The following is a 17960-nucleotide window of genomic DNA, read 5'->3' as shown; positions in this document are numbered from 1 at the left end:
TTGTACGGTGGTGTGAGAGGACGGAGGCCGTGAGGCCTCCTCCTACTCGATTGCTATTTTATCAATCAAATCAGAAAGGAACGGCTAAGAAATGAACTGTGTACCATATTTTCAACGAGCCGATTTTATACCTAAATCTCGTACTTATCGTATGCGATTAAGCACCGCGAACATGTCTCCCTCTTCACCTTGAAGCGTCAAAACATCACTGTTCAAAGTGTAACGAGTACCGTGTTCGCCGTTCTCATAAAGTAGTACTAATTGGTCGCCCTCGGTGTAATACACACCGCGTCGAATGACTTCACCACCTTCTTCATCTGATACTCGGAACATGAATATAAAGTCCGGCTGAAGGACTAAATCCATTTTTTGAATGTTACTCGCACGTAGATCGCTTCCAGACAGTTGGGCACTTGACCAGATTCCCGCCAATGCATTTGGCAAGGCCTTAGTGAACATAACACCGTTAAGATTCAGCATGTTGTGATTACTGCTGTACGCGTAAACCTGAGGTTCTGAGGTATTCAAACCCAAAATAATCGTGTCTTCATTGGCGTTATACAAACCTTCCCAATGATCGACACTGTAGTCTTTCTTTTGGATATCGATAGTGAATGAGTAGTTTGAATCAAGAGTGAGCTTGATCGCTCTAAAGTTTTCAGTGCCTTGCTCAGGATCAGGATTCATCAAATACCAATCACCAAGCAGCAAAGGAAGGTCAAAATGAGATAGATTACTATCACTTTTTGATTGTTGGTTACTCGAAGCGACCTCGCTCCCAAAAGCCACAAAACTTAAACAAGATAAAAATAGTAGAATCCATTTCATAAGCGTCCCCTCGTTTTCTTTAAGCTTAGGCACGTAATGAATAGAAAGCGAAAAAATATGATCTAAGTCACTAAATTTTAAGTGCGAAGTAACTTAAATGTCATTATCACTCGAAAAATAATACTTAAGTTTAGTTATTTTTACAGTGTACTTCACAGCCGAAAATCAAATAACAGTGGTTCTGCAGCAAGTTAAAAAGCGAGGAAGCATTCCGTTAACATGACATTATTCGAGGCAAGAACACAGGTACAAAAAAAGCGAGCCTAAGCTCGCTTTTCAAATAGTACGTCTTTAAACAATCACCTTATAACAGGTATTTTGTTTATTTCTTGATCATATCCAGCATGATAGCAACTGATTCATCAAGATAAGCATCCGGGGCTTCGTAGTCTTTTGGAATATCATCCAACGTTTTAAATGCCTCTAACTTAGCGGCTTTTTGACGTTGATTGATACGATCTAGACGAAGCGCATCCGCATCATCGCTCTCTTGCTGACGTACCTTTTCATTCAAAGAAAGGTCGTTATCGTCTTTATCTGCCTTATATTTTTCAATATCTTGCGCGATAAAGCCAAATTCCATGTCTGTCGCAATACGAGCTTGGTGTTGAGCTGTTAAAGCAGCAATTTGCTCATCGTTACGCTGTAACACTGAGTAGTTTGCTTTATCAATGCTGTCCCAAGGTAGAGCATTGTCTTCAACACTTTCACCAGTATCTGCCGGGTCTATTGGCGTTGGGTAAGCAATATCAGGTACTACACCTTTGTTTTGCGTACTGCCACCATTGATTCGGTAGAATTTCTGGATTGTGTATTGAACGTAGCCCAACTCTTTATCGAACAAATCATAGATATGATTCAAAGAACGATGTTGTTGTACCGTACCTTTACCGAAAGAGTTTTCACCTAGGATGATTGCACGACCGTAATCCTGCATCGCTGCTGCAAAGATCTCAGATGCCGAAGCACTGTAGCGATTCACCAATACCGTTAACGGACCTTGGTAACTGATTTCACCATCAGTATCGCTGTTCACTTTGACACGACCGTAGCTATCACGAACCTGAACAACAGGCCCCTCTTTGATAAATAAACCAGAGAGTTCGGTTGCTTCCGTTAGTGCACCACCGCCATTGTTTCGCAGATCAACAATAATACCTTCAACACCTTGCTCTTTAAGCTCGGTGATCAGTTTATCGGTATCTTTAGAAAGACCAACATAGAAACTAGGTACTTCGAGTACACCAATCTTCTTGCCATCTTTCTCGATAACTTCTGATTTAACAGCGCGGTCTTCTAAACGAATCTTATCGCGTACAATTGTGACAACGTGACTTTTTGCATCTTTACCATCTGGCAAGATCTGTAGCTTAACTTTGGTCCCTTTAGGGCCTTTAATAAGTTGTACTACATCGTCTAAACGCCACCCGATAACATCAACAATTTCTTCGCCATCTTGACCAACACCAACAATGCGGTCTCCATCACTCAATTGTTTGCTGTTTGACGCAGGGCCACCAGCAACTAAAGAGCGAATAACGGTGTAGTCGTCTGTCATCTGAAGCACAGCACCAATACCTTCTAGAGATAGGTTCATCTCAGATTGGAATTGTTCTGCATTTCTTGGAGAAAGGTAACTTGTGTGAGGATCAACTTCACGCGCAAATGCGTTCATGTAGATCTGGAAAGCATCTTCATTATGCGATTGCGTAATACGCTTCATCGCATTGTTGTAACGCTTTTCCAAAACTTCTTGAATCTCTGGCCACTCTTTACCAGTAAGTTTTAGATTCAACGCATCATATTTAACGCGTTTTCTCCAAAGCTCATTCACTTCAGCGATATCTTTTGGCCACTCAGCTTCACTACGATTGAGCTCAATACTTTCATCGGTATCAAACTTAATCTCTGTATCTAGCAAAGACAATGCATATTGAAAACGTTCAAAACGCTTCTGCATAGACAGATTATAAACATCGAATGCAATCTGGTTATTGCCCGATTTCAGCTGATCATCAATTTGTTTAGATGACGCAGAGAAAGAGTCAATATCAGCTTGAGTGAAGATATTACGATTATAATCCAGCATCTCTAAGTAACGATTAAAGATAGCTTGAGAGAAATCATCGTTGAGATTGAAGTGTTTATAGTGAGAACGAGTAAATCGAGAAGTAACACGTTTACTAGCAGTTTCGTGTTGGACCTCAGGAGCGAGTAGAGGTAAATCGTCCTGATCTAATTTGGCTTCAAGAGCCTGAGCTGAAGCTGCTAGCCAAAAGCTAGCAGCAATCAGTGTCAATTTTGAACGGCATTTCATGCGTAGGAGTATCTCCTTTAAGCGCGCAAGTGCTCCGCTTTAACAACCATTTGTAGGCCGTTTGCTAACTGAACACGCACATCTTCCTTATTGATTTCAACAATGGTCGCAGCCATGTTTCCTTTACCCATGTTCACATTTACTTCTTTGCCAGCGATGAATTCGTCAGCGTTCAAAGCGCGTGTTTCTACAGGCTTTTCTACTTTTGGTGCTTTAGGCGCTTGACGACGAGGCTGTTGAGCTTTCTTCGCCTTAGGTTTCGCTTTGCCTTCTTCACGAGCTTTTTGTGCTTGTTCTTTACGACGAGCCTGAACTTTCGCTTTGCTTTCAGCAAGTGTAGCTTTAGCGTGTTCAACGTGCTCTTCTTCTAGTGTGCCACACGCGTTGCCGTCTAGGTCAACACGTTCTGCGCCAGCTTTTACGCCGTGCAGGTAACGCCATGATGATGTGTACTGTCTTAACGCTGCACGAAGCTGAGTCTTACTTACTTTTTCGTCTTCATTTAGACGTTCAGCAAGATCTTGAAAAATACCAATTTTAAGTGGCTTCGCTTCACCTTCTAGAGTAAAGCATTTAGGGAAACATTCAGCAATATATGCGATAACTTCTTTGCTGTTTTTTAACTTTTCAGTGTTTTCCATGTGGGTTCCTGGTTTTTGCGGTTTTCCGCGAGCATTAAGAAAATATTTTTACGTATTATAGAGAGATGCTTGGGAAAAACCACAGTAAGAGAATAATTTATGCCTTGTTCGCGTGCGAATTAAGCAGCTTTTCCACTTCTGCCATGAAAAATGTCAATCCGTCCTCGTCAATTTGAGAAAAACGACCAACATTTGGGCTATCAATATCAAGAACGCCCGCGATTTTTCCGCCAATCGAGAACGGAATAACGATTTCTGAGTTACTTGCAGCGTCACAAGCGATGTGACCTTCGAACTCATGAACATCATGAATGCGCTGAACTGTATTCGACGCAACCGCAGTTCCACACACTCCACGCCCTACCGGAATTCGCACACAAGCAGGTTGACCTTGGAAAGGACCCAGTACAAGTTCGTCTTTTTCCTTAGCTTGGTCCTGCTTCATTAAATAGAAACCCGCCCAATTCAAGCCATCCAATTCCATGAATAATAATGAACTGATATTAGCAAGATTAGCAGTTAGATCGGTTTCTGATTCAATTAATGCAACGGCTTGTTTGGTTAAGCGTTGGTAATGTTCTATTTTCATATTAACTTCCAATTAAATTGAGACTTCCATTATCAAGAGAACGCAGTAGAATGCGGCCATCAAACTAAATAGGACTTATTCTCATTACAATGAACAATTCAGAAGACACTATTAGCCGTTCTTGGTTAATAACTCAAGTAAAAAAACACAAGTCCAAATTACTGTTTGCTAACATTATTGCCATATTTGCAACTCTCATTAGTGTCCCTATCCCGTTGCTCATGCCATTAATGGTTGATGAAGTATTACTTGATAAGCCCGCTTCAGGCTTAGAGATGATGAACCACCTACTTCCATCTTCATTACAAACACCGACTGGCTATATCGCACTAACTTTGTTGTTAGTGATTATCATGCGCTCCGTTAGCCAAGCGCTGAACATTCTGCAAGGGCGCCAGTTTACGCTTGTGTCCAAAACAATTACCTATAAAATGCGCAGCAAGATGATAGATAAGCTTGGCCGCATCAGTATTCGACAATACGAAACCAAAGGCAGTGGCGGTATTAACGCCCACCTAATAACAGACATAGAGACAATAGATAAGTTCATTGGCTCGACTCTTTCTAAATTTATCATCAGCTTCCTGACCGTGTTCGGGACAGCGATCGTGCTGTTGTGGTTAGAGTGGCGTTTAGGATTGTTCATTTTATTGGTCAATCCTGTTGTAATTTATTTCTCCCGTAAACTAGGCAGCAGGGTCAAACACCTTAAGAAATACGAAAACCAATCTTTCGAGCGCTTTCAAAACCGTTTGGTGGAAACCTTAGACGGCATTTACCAACTGCGTGCGGCGAATAAAGAACGTATCTTTCTCGATCAACTTAAGGTTCAAGCAAACCAAGTAAGAATCGATGCAGACAAATACGCTTGGCAATCTGAAGCTGCTGGCCGTGTTTCGTTTCTGCTGTTCTTACTAGGTTTCGAGCTTTTCCGTGCCGTCGCTATGCTAATGGTGTTATTCAGTGACTTAACCATTGGTCAGATTTTCGCGGTATTTGGCTACTTGTGGTTCATGTTAGGCCCGGTCCAAGAGCTACTAGGGATTCAATTCTCTTGGTATAGCGCGAAAGCGGCACTACAACGCATCAACGATCTTCTTCAGTTAGAAGAAGAGAAGCGCCCTATCAGTAAAGTGAACCCATTTACTGAAGATCAAGAAGTGACAGTTGACATCGAAGACGTTACATTCTCCTACACATTAGAAAACACTGTTTTAAATAGGCTATCGCTGCACATCCCTGCAGGTAAAAAAGTCGCTTTGGTCGGTGCGAGTGGAGGGGGTAAATCTACGTTAATCCAGTTGCTGATTGGGGTTTACCAAGCAGACTCAGGTTGCATTCGCTATAACGGTGAAACAACCGATGACATCAGCTTTGATGTAATACGCAATCAAATTGCCGTTGTTTTACAACAACCTATACTCTTTAACGATACATTAAGGCATAATCTGACCCTTGGTGCTGAATACGACGAAATGTCGTTGTGGCGTGCGCTTGAAGTCGCTCAAATGCAAGATGTCATCAAGCAACTGAGCAATGGCTTAGATACACAAATTGGTAGGAATGGCGTTCGACTGTCTGGTGGTCAACGACAACGCTTAGCAATAGCTCGTATAGTGCTGAGCAATCCTAAGTTTGTTATTCTTGATGAAGCGACATCTGCACTCGATACAGCAACAGAGTCAGCACTGCATAAAGCGTTGAGCGAGTTTTTGAAAGATCGCACAACTTTGATAGTGGCTCATCGATTATCAGCGGTGAAACAAGCCGATCTAATCTATGTTTTAGAAGATGGACAAGTCACACAGACGGGAACACATGGTGAATTGGTTGAACAACAAGGACTCTATCAAACACTCTACGGCAGTGTGCAATCGCACGCCTGATGTTTGTGGCTCTGAGTCTTTAAGTCGCGTTGCTAACCTAACTTACGTTTCAACTTGGGAGGTCGCGTGACCTCCCCATCCGTAACCAACCCTTTATCAACAAAACACCAATGCGACAGCAGCTCAGTGCGTCTTTGCCAGGGCTGCGAACTTCCCGTAGATAAAATGGACATCCCTTTAGGGAAATCAGCTTACTGCCCAAGATGCGGAACTCAGCTTTATAGAGGCGGTACCCCTAGCCTCTCTGGAAACCTAGCAATCGCAATTACCTGCTTATTGCTGTTTATCCCATCGCACTTTTTTGAATTCATCAGTATTCGCCTGATTGGCGTCATGATACCCGCGACGTTACCATCGGGTGTTTTTACCTTAATGGGCGAAGGCTTTCCTCTACTTGGTTTGCTGATCCTGTTCTGCAGTTCGATCGCTCCGTTGCTCGTGTGCACCTCGGTACTCATCACTCATGCATCACTGCGTCTTAAGATCTTCACACCCTTTCGTTATGCATTAGCCATTATTCAGACTCTCAAACATTGGATGATGTTGGATGTGTTTCTGGTAAGTTTGGCGGTCTCATGTTTCAAACTGCAAGATTACTCTGACATTTTCGTCGGCCCTGGTTTGATTGGCCTGATTCTTCTGCAGCTTTTCAGCGTATTACTAGTAAGCCGTATCAGTGTACGTCGCTACTGGGAAGCTTGGGCAAAAGAATCCGAATACTCTTTTGCTGAGAGTAAGAACGTACACTGTCACAACTGTCACCTATCTCAGCCTGACGGTCATACTTGTGTGCGTTGTCACCATGACTTATACCACCGCAAGCCCTACTCTATACAGAAAACTTGGGCTCTGCTATTTGCCGCATCCGTGGCTATCGTGCCAGCCAATGTCATTCCTATTTCTATTCTTATTACCAACGGTCAAAGGCTAGAAGACACCATCATTTCCGGTGTCGCTTCGCTGATTAATAGCGATATGTATGGCATCGCTGCGATCATTTTCATTGCCAGTATCGTCGTGCCAGTCGCGAAAATACTGGGCCTCGCGTACATCTTAATCTGTATCAAGATGAAGCGCGCCGTTTACCACAGGCAACGTATGACCATCTATTTCATCGTGAAATGGGTGGGGAAATGGTCGGTAATGGATCTGTTCGTTATTTCGATCATGATGACCTTGGTCGACCGCGGACAAATTTTAAACTTTACACCAGGTTATGGTGCAGTCGCTTTTGGCGTCGTAGTTGTTCTCACGATGCTAGCAGCGGAAAGCTTAGATCCTAGGCTAATTTGGGATAACTACACCTCTAAAGATGAGTCAGTGAATGAACAACGATAACCAATCACAAACGTCATATTCACCAGAAGTAAGGAAAAACAAAGGCATCTCACCTTTGTGGATTCTGCCGATATTAACCGTCGCCTTAGCCGGTTGGTTGGTCATGAAATCGATACACGATGCTGGGCAACGTGTGCAAATATACTTCTCAGATGCCGCAGGTTTAGTCGCAGGTCGAACAACGATTCGTTACCAAGGCTTAGAAGTGGGTATGGTGCGCGACATCACTTTATCCAAAGATCTATCGAGCATCTATGTCGATGCAGACATCTACCCTGAAGCGAAGAAGCTACTCTCAAAAGGCACTCGTTTCTGGCTTGTAAAACCGACAGCAAGTTTGTCGGGTATCTCAGGATTAGACGCACTTGTTTCAGGTAACTATATTGCTATCCACCCGAGCGAAACCAAACAAGACCCAGAAACCATTTTCCAAGCGTTAGAATCCTCCCCTTCTGATTTACTGGCTTCTGAAGGTTTGAATATTTCACTGACGACCAAAGATCTGGGTGGCGTATCTGTTGGTTCTCAAATCGTTTACCGTAAAATCCCAATTGGTGAGGTTTACAACTACCAGCTAAACGACAACGCGAAATCCGTTACGATTCAAGCGTCGATTAAAGATGAATACAGCCATATCATTACCGACCAAAGCCGTTTTTGGAATGTCAGTGGCTTAGGTGCCAGTATTGGCTTTTCTGGTGTTGATGTTCGCTTAGAGAGCCTAAGTGCATTGCTTGGCGGTTCAATTGCGGTCGACTCTCCAGGAGAAGGCCAACCGGTTGAGATGAATACTAAGTTCAAACTCTACCCAGATCTGAAAACAGCGGGTCGAGGTATCTCTATCAAGATTGCCGTTCCCGATGATAATAAAATCAGTGCAACGGGTGCTCCGATCATGTATCGCGGCATTGAAATCGGTCAAATCACTGATTTATCGCTAAGTGAAGGGCGTGAAAACGTCGTTGCATCTGCCGCTATCCAACCGGCATTCAGTGACTTTTTAAACAGCGGCAGTAAATTCGTTCTAGAAGAGGCTGAACTGTCGCTTACTGGCATGAAAAACATTGCCAATTTAGTGACAGGTAACTTTTTAACCTTGGTACCGGGTGAAGGTGAAAAGGCGCGTCGATTTACTGCAATCCGCAAAAATGAATTCAGTCAGGAACAAGAGAAATCCGTTGCGATTCGCTTAACGTCGAACAATTCGTTCGGGTTAGATGTCGGTACACAACTTCTCTACAAAGGCATTGCCGTTGGCTCTATCATCCATGTGGGATTAGTTGATGGTGTTGGTACGGGCTCTGAAAAACACGAAGTCTTCATGGATGCACTTATCGATAATGAGTACGCGCACCTTATCAAAAGCCACAACCGTTTCTTTGTGACAGGTAGTGCGACTGCAGAGCTAACCGAATCAGGCTTGAGTGTTACGGTCCCACCAGCAAAACAGCTTCTTACCGGCTCGATTAGCTTTGTGAGTGAAGGTAAATCTGAAGCTCGAACGGACTACCAACTTTTCCAAAGTAAGTCGTTAGCAGAAATTGCTAAGTTTAATCAGTCTGGTTCAAAGACACTTTCTTTGTTTGCCAGTGAGTTACCTTCAATTTCTAAAGGCAGTCCACTCCTCTACCGCAACCTACAAGTGGGTAGTATTTCTGATTTTCAGCTTGCCGACGGTGGCGTAAGAATCAAAGTCACAATCGAAAATCGTTACACGCACTTACTCAACAAGCACACTGTTTTCTGGAACCGATCAGGCGTTGAGGTTGATGCGTCGCTATCGGGTATCAGCATTAAAGCGGCACCAGTTAAAACCCTTATCCAAGGCGGTATTGCTTTTGACTCTCTGCCGGGAATCGACAACAAACTTGGTGACGTGTGGAAGCTTTACAAAGATTCAAAATCTGCTCGAAAATTTGGCCGCGCGATTACTATCACCTCTTCTGGCGATCAAGAAGTCAACAAGGGCATGGCGATCAAATATCAAGGTGTCACTGTTGGTGAGGTTACTTTGGTGATTCCGAACTTCAACAAGGGCGGCATTGAAATTACTGCGCGTATTTTACCTGAGTACGTCGACAAGATTGCCGTGACGAACAGTCACTTCTGGTTGGCAGAACCTGAGATTGGCCTTAATGGCATCAAAAACGTCTCTGCGCTGCTCTCTAAACACATCAACGTAGACCCGGGCAAAGGTGAAAGAAACACGAAATTTGAGCTTAGCAAAGGACCTGTGCAGCCTGAAGGCAAGATATTCCAACTGCAAAGCGAAACGCGCGGCTCAGTATCTGAAGGTACACCTATCCTATTCCGTGAACTAGAAATTGGCAGTGTTATAGATGTTCAGCTGGGCGAGTTTGCTGATCGCATCATATCTACGATTCAAATAGAACCTGACTACGCGTATCTAATCCGCGCAAACACCGTGTTCTGGAACGTGTCGGGCGTCGATGTCTCTATCGGCCTGTCAGGCGCAAACATCAAAGCCGGAACGGTAGACAGCTTGTTAAGAGGTGGTATTACATTCTCAACGCCACCGACAAATGAACTTCAACCAGTAGCAAGCGAAGATCAGTCTTTCTACCTCTATCCTCAAGCCGAAGATGAGTGGAAATCATGGAGAACCGCAATTCCTCGTCCATAGAGTGAACTCTCTGACGTTTCTGGAAGATTAATTCTTCATCAAAATGCAGCCATTAGGCTGCATTTTTGTTGTTTGCTGCAAATATGGTTTAGGACGGCCTCATTTTGCTTTAAACTCCCCGCATTAATGCAATAAATCGAGATACTCTTTTGCACGCTAACGTATATATTCCTGAAGAATTCCTAACGCACATCGAAGCAATCATGCCTAGTCATCTAGATATGGCTTCTTTTGTTGCGTCATGCCAAAAACCACTTCGTAAAAGTATTCGAATCAACACATTGAAAATCAGTGTTGAAGACTTCCTAGTACGAGCAAAAGAGAAAGGCTGGGAACTGGAACCTGTACCTTGGTGTGAAACGGGCTTTTGGATTACAGCGGACGAAAGTGAAGCGCCACTAGGTAATACGGCAGAACACATGTCTGGTCTTTTCTACATCCAAGAAGCCAGCTCGATGATGCCACCCTCGGCACTTTTCCAAGGCGAAGCTGATTACCAAGCGGTGCTAGACACTGCGGCTGCACCAGGCTCTAAAACAACGCAAATCGCTGCGCTAATGAATAATCGCGGTGTATTGGTTGCCAATGAGTATGCAGCAAGCCGTGTGAAAGTCCTTCACGCCAACATCGAACGTTGTGGCGTTCGTAATGCCGCTCTAAGTAACTTTGACGGTCGAGTTTTTGGTGGTTGGTTACCAGAACAGTTTGATGCTGTGTTGCTAGACGCACCCTGCTCTGGCGAAGGCACCATTCGTAAAGATGCCGATGCGATGAAGAACTGGACGTATCAATCAGTGGTCGACATTGCCGACACGCAAAAAGATCTGATTGAAAGTGCATTCCATGCTCTTAAACCTAATGGTGTTTTGGTTTACTCAACGTGTACGCTTAGCACCGAAGAGAACCAACAAGTGTGTCATCACCTAAAAGAAACCTTTGGTGATGCGGTTGAATTCGAATCTCTGGAATCACTATTCGACAACGCAAAAGCAACCACGACAGAAGAAGGCTTTCTTCACATCTTCCCACAGGTCTATGACTCTGAAGGTTTCTTTGTTGCACGTATCCGTAAACTAGCGTCTGTTACTCCACCAGAAGTTAAAAAACGTATGGGTAAATTCCCATTTGAAAAAGCATCAAAGAAAACTCAGCAAGAAGTCGCTGAACAACTAATGAGTACTCTCGATATCGAATTGCCAAGCGATACTCAGGTTTGGATTCGCGACAAAGACGTTTGGCTATTCCCAGAAGCGCTAGAGCCGATGATCGGTGAGTTCCGTTTTTCTCGCATGGGAATCAAGATCGCTGAAACCCATAAAAAAGGTTACCGCTGGCAGCACCAAGTAGCGACAACGCTCGCAACAGGTAATGAAGCTAATGTTGTAGAGCTTAGTATTGAAGATGCTCGTGAATGGTTCATGGGCCGCGATGTTCGCCCTGAAAACTTGTCAGGAAAAGGTGAAGTACTAGTGAAGTACAATGGTGCAATCATCGGCCTTGGTAAGTGGGTTGGCAACCGAGTGAAGAACGGTTTACCACGCGAACTCGTGCGCGATAAGAACCTTTTCTAAAAGCGTTCGCACTGAGTACACCTTAATAAACAAAAAGCCCAAACAACGTTAATTGTTTGGGCTTTTTCTATTCTATCGGCCATATAAGTCAGTGTGCGAGCGCTTGTAAATCAACAGCTAATTATATAAATATCAATTCAAGTCACTATTTCCAAAAAGAAAAATCGCACTTTAGAGAATCTAAACTAGACTTCAATCTAACAGTCAAAAGATTAAAACGATTAGCGTAGGCTCTTCGGAGCCCTTTCCCCTAAGCCCAAACAGGAAGGTTTGGGCTTTTTTTTGACCGAAAGGACCGCTTACTTAACTAAGCTGATACCTTCTTTGTCGATAGTGATCTTGCCAGATTTGTATAGACCACCAATTGTCTTCTTGAACGTACCTTTGCTGGTTCTGAATGCAGAGAAAATAACTTCAGGAGAAGACTTATCATTCAAAGGCAGGTAACCGCCTTTCTTCTCAAGCAGGTCAAGAACCTTAGTGCTTAGGTCATCCATCTTAGCCACACCAACCTTCTGAAGAGACAAATCAATCTTACCGTCTTCTTCACGAACGTTTTTAATGTAGCCTTTTAGTGTTTTACCAATGAACAGCTTACCGATGATGTCAGATGGGAAAATCATACCCCAGTGTTCACCGTTCACGATCGCTTTGTAACCTAACTGGCTGCGCTCAGCGATAATGAGATCGACTTGCTCATTTTGCTTATAAGTCGCAGGCGTGTTGTCTAACCATTTGTTGAACTTCGTTGTACCAACGATACGGCTCGATGCTTTATCGATATACACATATACTAAGATTGACTGACCTTCGTTTAAACGGCCACGCTGCTCGCTGAAAGGAACAAGAAGGTCTTTACCTTTCACGCCCCAGCTCATGAATGCACCAGTGCTGTTAACACCTTCAACCGTCATCAAACCAAACTGGCCTACTTGAGCTATTGGTTTTTCAGTCGTTGCAGCGATCTGGTTGTCAGAATCTATGTATAAGAAAACATCTAGCTTTTGACCAATTTCAACACCTTCAGGAGTAAATCGTTTCGGCAGCAACACGGTTCCATAGTCGCTCGCGTCAAGGAATACACCGAAGTCTGCTTGTTTTACTACTTCTAAGTTGTTTATTTGACCAATATTAATCATCAAGATTTTCTCTACTTTAAATTTGGCGGTGATTATACGTGATCTCTGATATGCTTTCGCTAGTTTCATTCATATTTTTACATTCTAGGAGACATCGTTGATCACCGTTGATAAACAAGATGCGATAACACTCAAAATTAACCATGCAATGGCGAAGACCAAAAAGCTCGACATGGACGTTTATCTATTCATTCCCGGTGAACTTGGACTGACTCCTGAAGTGCTTTCTGAAAGTGCCTTTTTCTACAGCTCAATCACTCAAAAACGTGCCTACTATAGTGACAAAACACTTTTACCTTTGGTACACAGTCGCTTGGCAAAACGTGGACGCTTATCTACAACACAGTATCGTGTCAGTTTGAGTCTGTTTGCCTACCAATATGTTATCGCGTTAGATAAAGCAGTCAGCAGCTTAAATAAAACTGATAGTGACGACGTAACGGCTGATGAAGTAGATGAAGTCATTGAATTGGCTTTAGATATCTTGAAGAAGCTACGCCGAAGCATCCCTTACGAAGAAAATCTCAAGCGCTACTACGCTAATATCGATAACTACCTATCTTGGTATACCGAGCAAAAGTTCCTATCGCTAGTTTCACACATGCCACGAGGTAGTGAGTATTCAACGATTAAAGAACGACTCTTAACGCTTTGTGATAAAGAGACCGCGCACCGTAAACTGAACCGCTACAACTCAGCAAGAGTTCGAGAGGACGTTACCCGCTTGAGTAACAAGATGCGTTTGCTGCGTCGTTTGATTGAACACCCTATCGTGCTTAAAGAAAAGACAACGTCGATGGGTAAGAATGTTAAGCGTGCCGTGAAAGGCATCGCGACCGGTTTGGTGATGGTTGTCGTGACCACTACTGTGATCTTGGCTCGTGACTTTCTTGGTGAGATTACCGCCTCTTTCATCGTGGCAATGTCTTTCATTTACGCACTGCGTGAGATCTTTAAAGATGACTTGAGAGACATCCTTTGGCGCTGGCTGCGTAAAGGCAAGCCAAAATGGAAGCGTCGTTACTATGATCCAACGACCAACAAGTCAGTAGGCCATAAACTGGAATGGTTGGACTACGCAAATTTTTCTAAGCTTGCAGATCGCATTCAGTCGATCCGTAAAAAGCGTGTGGTACAACGTGAAGAGCAAATCTTGCATTACCGCTCTCATACTGAGATGTCGACATCGACCTTTATGAGTGGTTATGAGGAGACTCGTGAAACGTTATCGATCAGCCTAAGAGCGCTGACACGGTTGATGGATAAAGGCTCAAACAAGATCTACCGCTTGAATGAAGGACAAGTGAGCCGCGAATCAGTAGAAAAGCGTCATCTTCTCAACCTGATCATTAAAGAGAACAACCATGATAACGAACCAACCTACTACCGTTGGAAGATCGTTATGAACCGTTCAAAAATAGTTGATATTGAGCAGATCACTCAAGAGTCATAGAGCCGTTATAAAGTTCTCTATAACGGTATGTGGAAACCATTCACATACCGTTGTTTTATCTCTTCAACGTTACCCATGACTTCTAAACCAAAATCTATTATTTAATCGCTATTTTCTTGAAGGGACTTTCTTAATTGAAAGCGTAAGCGTGAACTCCGCCATCGGCTCGTCACCATGTAAAGATGGGCAAGTCGCGATAATGGTTACGGGTTGATTGACCCGTTCTCCGGTCGACATGGTTTCTGCCAGCATAGTGTTGATCAGCTGACCGTCGTTACAAGTGAAATGCACATCACCTTCAGGGCGCTTCAAAAAGTTACCCGTCACCTCTTTAAAAGCCAACGAGATCTTTTCACCTTGCTGCTGAGATTTGCTCATCGCAAGAAACCCACCCGCGACATCCGCACCTACAGCCAAAACGCCAAAGTACATACTGTTAAGGTGATTCTTAGTACGCCTTCTAAGCGGGATTTTCACTTCAACATGTTGGTTGTCCAACGCGAGTAGTTTTGGTCGGCACAACCAGATAAGTGGGACTTTGAAAAAGCCAAACATGCTTAAGTAGAAATTTGCTTTTTGTAGAGGGGTCAACATTCGGATTACCTAGTCAAATCAGTCATCAGACCAGTTAATCGATTAGCGATAGAGATGTCAAAAAAAATGTTACAAAAAAGAGATATCATCGCACAATGATATCTCTTTCATTCTCAAAGCATTAGCGCCTTAAGTCGGCTTATCAGGCAAGCTAATCGATTTACGCAGTCACGACCGTTTCTACGCATTCAAGATCAGCTATGTAACCTTGTAGACGTGGGTAATCCACTAAGCCTTGAGTTACTAGCAGCACTGGCTTCTTCGCGTTCAGGGTTGCTTTAACAATCATATCCAACAAGGTAATAACCGCTTCGTTTTGTGGATCAAAAGCGTGCTGCTGAGCTTCATTGTGTTTGTCTACGCCTAAAGTGAAAGACGCTAAGCTATCAACGTTTACCACTACACCATCGAAGTAATGCAGTAAACGTTCGCTCAGTAGCACTGCAGACGGCACATCGCACGAGAACAGTACTTTCAAACCGTTAAGGCCGCGTGGTAGCCCTTGCTCGGCAAGCAGGTCAATAATCTTAGCGGCATCGCTTAACGCACGAACGTAAGGCACAACTACTTCAACGTTGATGCCCTGCTCACGTAATGCCTTAATAACCTGACATTCTAAAGCGAAAGCCTTGCTGTATTCTGGTGTCGCGTAACGAGCAACGCCACGAACACCTAGTGCAGGGTTAATCTCTTCTGCTTCACAGTTCCCGCCAAGCAGCGAACGGAATCCATAGCTGTCTGCACTGCTTAATGCGATACGAACAGAAGTGTGATTTGGCTGAACGGCAGCTTGAATGGCAATCACTAAGGTCGAAACAAAATGCTCATCGACTGTTTTATCGCCAAGGATCGCTTCTAAAGACGTTTTTTCAATATCAGTCAAAGTATCTAAGTGACTCTCGATACTTGGGTGGTAGAAGACACGATCCATCACTAATTCTGATAATGAAACGTATAAGTGGTTAGAATTATTATTATCGTTGTAAGAAGGCAGCACATCACCTAAGACGAGTTCTGGGTGCAAAGTGCTTTGATTTTCTTGAGTCATTGCTGCTCCAGCATTTTTATGTTGTGTTCAAACGAAAATACCGATAGCTGCCTGTTAATACAAGTGAAAATCCCTTATTTGACGCTGGCCTGCTGATAAAAATAAGAATATTAGCAATAACTGAGATAACTTTGACTCAATAGAGTTTATTCCTCTGTTCAATTCCGTTATCTTAACCACTCCGCAATAGAATAAAAAAGCTATCACATGCCATTAAAAACTGATGAGTTGAGAACCCAAGCTCTGGGTCCTATGCCAACTCCTGCCGAACTAGGCAATGCACACCCTATTACTGACGACGTTGCTGAGCGCATTAAAAATTCTCGCCGCCAAATCGAAGATATCCTAACTGGTCGTGATAACCGCCTATTAGTTATCGTAGGCCCTTGCTCTGTTCACGATACAGATGCGGCACTTGATTACGCTGAGCGCCTAAGCAAAATTCAAGACCAGTACAAAGATGAACTGTTCGTTGTAATGAGAACCTACTTCGAGAAGCCTCGTACTGTTGTAGGTTGGAAGGGTTTGATTACAGATCCTAACCTTGATGGTTCATACGCACTTGAAACAGGCTTGAGCAAAGCTCGTAAGCTTCTGCTAGATATCAACAAGCTTGGCCTCGCTACCGCGACTGAATTCCTTGATATGATCACAGGTCAGTACATTGCAGACCTCATCACTTGGGGTGCGATTGGCGCTCGTACAACTGAATCTCAGATTCACCGTGAAATGGCTTCTGCACTGTCTTGCCCTGTTGGCTTCAAGAACGCGACCAACGGCAACATCAAGATTGCTATCGATGCAATTCGTGCAGCACATGCTTCACACTACTTCTACTCTCCAGATAAGAACGGCCGCATGACGGTTTACCGTACTTCTGGCAACCCATACGGTCACGTTATTCTACGTGGTGGTGATAAAGGCCCTAACTTCGACGCTGAATCTGTAGATACTGCATGTAAGCAACTGGCTGAATTCGATCTACCTCAACGTTTGGTTGTAGACTTTAGCCACGCTAACTGTCAGAAGCAACACCGTAAGCAGTTAGAAGTTGCACAAGACATTTGTGAGCAAATTAAATCTAACAAGAACCAAATTGCAGGCATTATGGCAGAGAGCTTCATTATTGAAGGCAACCAGCCAATGACAGACATCAACAACCTAGAATATGGCAAGTCGATTACTGACCCATGCCTAAGCTGGGAAGATACTGCAACAATGCTAGACATGCTTGCAACAGCAATTAAAGATAGAAACTTAGCTTAAGGAAACAACACAATGCCATCATTTGACATTATCTCTGAAGTAGAAGCAGTAGAACTGCGTAACGCAGTAGACAACGCAAACCGTGAACTATCGACTCGTTTCGATTTCCGCGGCGTTGACGCAAGCTTTGATTACAAAGATGAATCAGTAAAATTGACTGCTCAAGACGATTTTCAACTGAAGCAAATGCGCGATATCCTTCGCAGCAACCTAACGAAGCGTAATGTTGATCCTAACGCGATGGAAGCGAAAGCGGCAGACCAAACAGGTCGCACTTGGCACCAAACGGTTATCTTTAAGCAAGGCATTGAAACTGATGTCGCTAAGAAGATCGTTAAGCTAATCAAAGACAACAAAGTTAAAGTTCAAGCTTCTATCCAAGGCGACAAAGTTCGTGTTACTGGTAAGAAGCGTGATGACCTACAAGCTGTTATGGCTCTAGTTCGCGGCGGTGAACTTGGTCAACCTTTCCAGTTTGACAACTTCCGCGACTAATTATTGAGTTTGAGCGACCGCCTATTTGGGTTGCTCATTCATCAGCACAATGCCGTGTTTGAAATAGCAAAAAGCCACTTCTTTAAGGGAAGTGGCTTTTTATTTATCTGGTCCAGTTTTAGTTTTATTCCGAGCCTCTAGCCGATTTAAA

The 17960-nt window shown here is 43.6% G+C and carries 14 protein-coding genes; 7 read left to right on the top strand and 7 right to left on the bottom strand.

The features are described 5' to 3' along the window. Positions 1 to 144: 144 nt before the first annotated feature. From AB6F11_RS16460 to AB6F11_RS16445, 4 genes are all read right to left on the bottom strand, one after another. Positions 145 to 828: a hypothetical protein gene (locus tag AB6F11_RS16460; RefSeq protein ID WP_017068918.1), complete on the bottom strand. Its 684-nt coding sequence runs from the start codon at positions 826 to 828 to the stop codon at positions 145 to 147. Positions 829 to 1150: 322 nt separating this feature from the next. Further along, entirely contained in the window at positions 1151 to 3145 is a 1995-nt protein-coding gene (prc, locus tag AB6F11_RS16455) for a carboxy terminal-processing peptidase (protein ID WP_102394019.1), read from the bottom strand. Between the two features lie 17 nt (positions 3146 to 3162). Further along, positions 3163 to 3786, bottom strand: coding sequence for an RNA chaperone ProQ (gene proQ / locus AB6F11_RS16450; RefSeq protein WP_017057223.1), 624 nt, complete (start codon positions 3784 to 3786; stop codon positions 3163 to 3165). Positions 3787 to 3883: 97 nt separating this feature from the next. Continuing rightward, positions 3884 to 4375, bottom strand: coding sequence for a GAF domain-containing protein (locus AB6F11_RS16445; protein ID WP_017066966.1), 492 nt, complete (start codon positions 4373 to 4375; stop codon positions 3884 to 3886). An 89-nt stretch (positions 4376 to 4464) separates the two neighbouring features. On the opposite strand from AB6F11_RS16445, the gene AB6F11_RS16440 reads away from it, so the two are divergent. The 4 genes from AB6F11_RS16440 (at position 4465) to rsmF (ending at position 11814) form a co-directional block, all read left to right on the top strand. Next, a complete protein-coding gene (locus tag AB6F11_RS16440; RefSeq protein WP_102394018.1) occupies positions 4465 to 6261 on the top strand; it encodes an ABC transporter ATP-binding protein in 1797 nt (598 codons plus the stop codon). Between the two features lie 54 nt (positions 6262 to 6315). Then, on the top strand, positions 6316 to 7599 hold the full coding sequence (locus tag AB6F11_RS16435) for a paraquat-inducible protein A (protein ID WP_102321147.1): 1284 nt from the start codon (positions 6316 to 6318) through the stop codon (positions 7597 to 7599). Further along, positions 7586 to 10243, top strand: coding sequence for an MlaD family protein (locus AB6F11_RS16430; protein ID WP_102394017.1), 2658 nt, complete (start codon positions 7586 to 7588; stop codon positions 10241 to 10243). Before AB6F11_RS16435 ends, AB6F11_RS16430 begins: the two co-directional genes overlap by 14 nt. A gap of 149 nt (positions 10244 to 10392) precedes the next feature. After that, on the top strand, positions 10393 to 11814 hold the full coding sequence (gene rsmF / locus AB6F11_RS16425; RefSeq protein ID WP_017063836.1) for a 16S rRNA (cytosine(1407)-C(5))-methyltransferase RsmF: 1422 nt from the start codon (positions 10393 to 10395) through the stop codon (positions 11812 to 11814). Between the two features lie 299 nt (positions 11815 to 12113). On the opposite strand, the gene AB6F11_RS16420 is transcribed toward rsmF, so the two are convergent. Beyond that, a complete protein-coding gene (locus AB6F11_RS16420) occupies positions 12114 to 13022 on the bottom strand; it encodes a S1 RNA-binding domain-containing protein (RefSeq protein WP_170962340.1) in 909 nt (302 codons plus the stop codon). Between the two features lie 28 nt (positions 13023 to 13050). Between AB6F11_RS16420 and AB6F11_RS16415 the strand changes: the two genes are divergently transcribed. Beyond that, positions 13051 to 14406 carry a hypothetical protein gene (locus AB6F11_RS16415; RefSeq protein ID WP_017063834.1) on the top strand — a complete coding sequence of 452 codons (1356 nt, stop codon included), beginning with the start codon at positions 13051 to 13053 and terminating at the stop codon, positions 14404 to 14406. Between the two features lie 108 nt (positions 14407 to 14514). Here the strand turns inward: AB6F11_RS16415 and AB6F11_RS16410 are convergent, their stop codons facing one another. Then, a complete protein-coding gene (locus AB6F11_RS16410) occupies positions 14515 to 15000 on the bottom strand; it encodes a PaaI family thioesterase (protein ID WP_102394016.1) in 486 nt (161 codons plus the stop codon). Positions 15001 to 15160: 160 nt separating this feature from the next. Then, positions 15161 to 16048, bottom strand: coding sequence for a putative PEP-binding protein (locus tag AB6F11_RS16405; RefSeq protein ID WP_017066315.1), 888 nt, complete (start codon positions 16046 to 16048; stop codon positions 15161 to 15163). A gap of 207 nt (positions 16049 to 16255) precedes the next feature. On the opposite strand from AB6F11_RS16405, the gene AB6F11_RS16400 reads away from it, so the two are divergent. After that, positions 16256 to 17314 (top strand): 3-deoxy-7-phosphoheptulonate synthase, encoded by a 1059-nt coding sequence (locus AB6F11_RS16400; protein WP_102394015.1) that lies wholly within the window; start codon positions 16256 to 16258, stop codon positions 17312 to 17314. Between the two features lie 12 nt (positions 17315 to 17326). Then, a complete protein-coding gene (locus AB6F11_RS16395) occupies positions 17327 to 17809 on the top strand; it encodes a YajQ family cyclic di-GMP-binding protein (RefSeq protein WP_017063832.1) in 483 nt (160 codons plus the stop codon). Positions 17810 to 17960: the final 151 nt, after the last annotated feature.

Origin of the sequence: Vibrio sp. 10N.247.311.14, from assembly GCF_041467715.1 — a bacterium.
Taxonomy (GTDB): Bacteria; Pseudomonadota; Gammaproteobacteria; order Enterobacterales; family Vibrionaceae; genus Vibrio; species Vibrio crassostreae_C.
Note: the sequence above shows the minus strand (reverse complement) of the source record. Positions and strands in the feature narration are given on the sequence as shown.

What these genes read in the sequence shown, in the direction of transcription:
- AB6F11_RS16460 (WP_017068918.1), bottom strand. Translation starts at nt 828, where the DNA reads ATGAAATGGATTCTACTATTTTTATCTTGTTTAAGTTTTGTGGCTTTT.
- prc (WP_102394019.1), bottom strand. Translation starts at nt 3,145, where the DNA reads ATGAAATGCCGTTCAAAATTGACACTGATTGCTGCTAGCTTTTGGCTA.
- proQ (WP_017057223.1), bottom strand. Translation starts at nt 3,786, where the DNA reads ATGGAAAACACTGAAAAGTTAAAAAACAGCAAAGAAGTTATCGCATAT.
- AB6F11_RS16445 (WP_017066966.1), bottom strand. Translation starts at nt 4,375, where the DNA reads ATGAAAATAGAACATTACCAACGCTTAACCAAACAAGCCGTTGCATTA.
- AB6F11_RS16440 (WP_102394018.1), top strand. Translation starts at nt 4,465, where the DNA reads ATGAACAATTCAGAAGACACTATTAGCCGTTCTTGGTTAATAACTCAA.
- AB6F11_RS16430 (WP_102394017.1), top strand. Translation starts at nt 7,586, where the DNA reads ATGAACAACGATAACCAATCACAAACGTCATATTCACCAGAAGTAAGG.
- AB6F11_RS16420 (WP_170962340.1), bottom strand. Translation starts at nt 13,022, where the DNA reads ATGAAACTAGCGAAAGCATATCAGAGATCACGTATAATCACCGCCAAA.
- AB6F11_RS16410 (WP_102394016.1), bottom strand. Translation starts at nt 15,000, where the DNA reads ATGTTGACCCCTCTACAAAAAGCAAATTTCTACTTAAGCATGTTTGGC.
- AB6F11_RS16405 (WP_017066315.1), bottom strand. Translation starts at nt 16,048, where the DNA reads ATGACTCAAGAAAATCAAAGCACTTTGCACCCAGAACTCGTCTTAGGT.
- AB6F11_RS16400 (WP_102394015.1), top strand. Translation starts at nt 16,256, where the DNA reads ATGCCATTAAAAACTGATGAGTTGAGAACCCAAGCTCTGGGTCCTATG.
- AB6F11_RS16395 (WP_017063832.1), top strand. Translation starts at nt 17,327, where the DNA reads ATGCCATCATTTGACATTATCTCTGAAGTAGAAGCAGTAGAACTGCGT.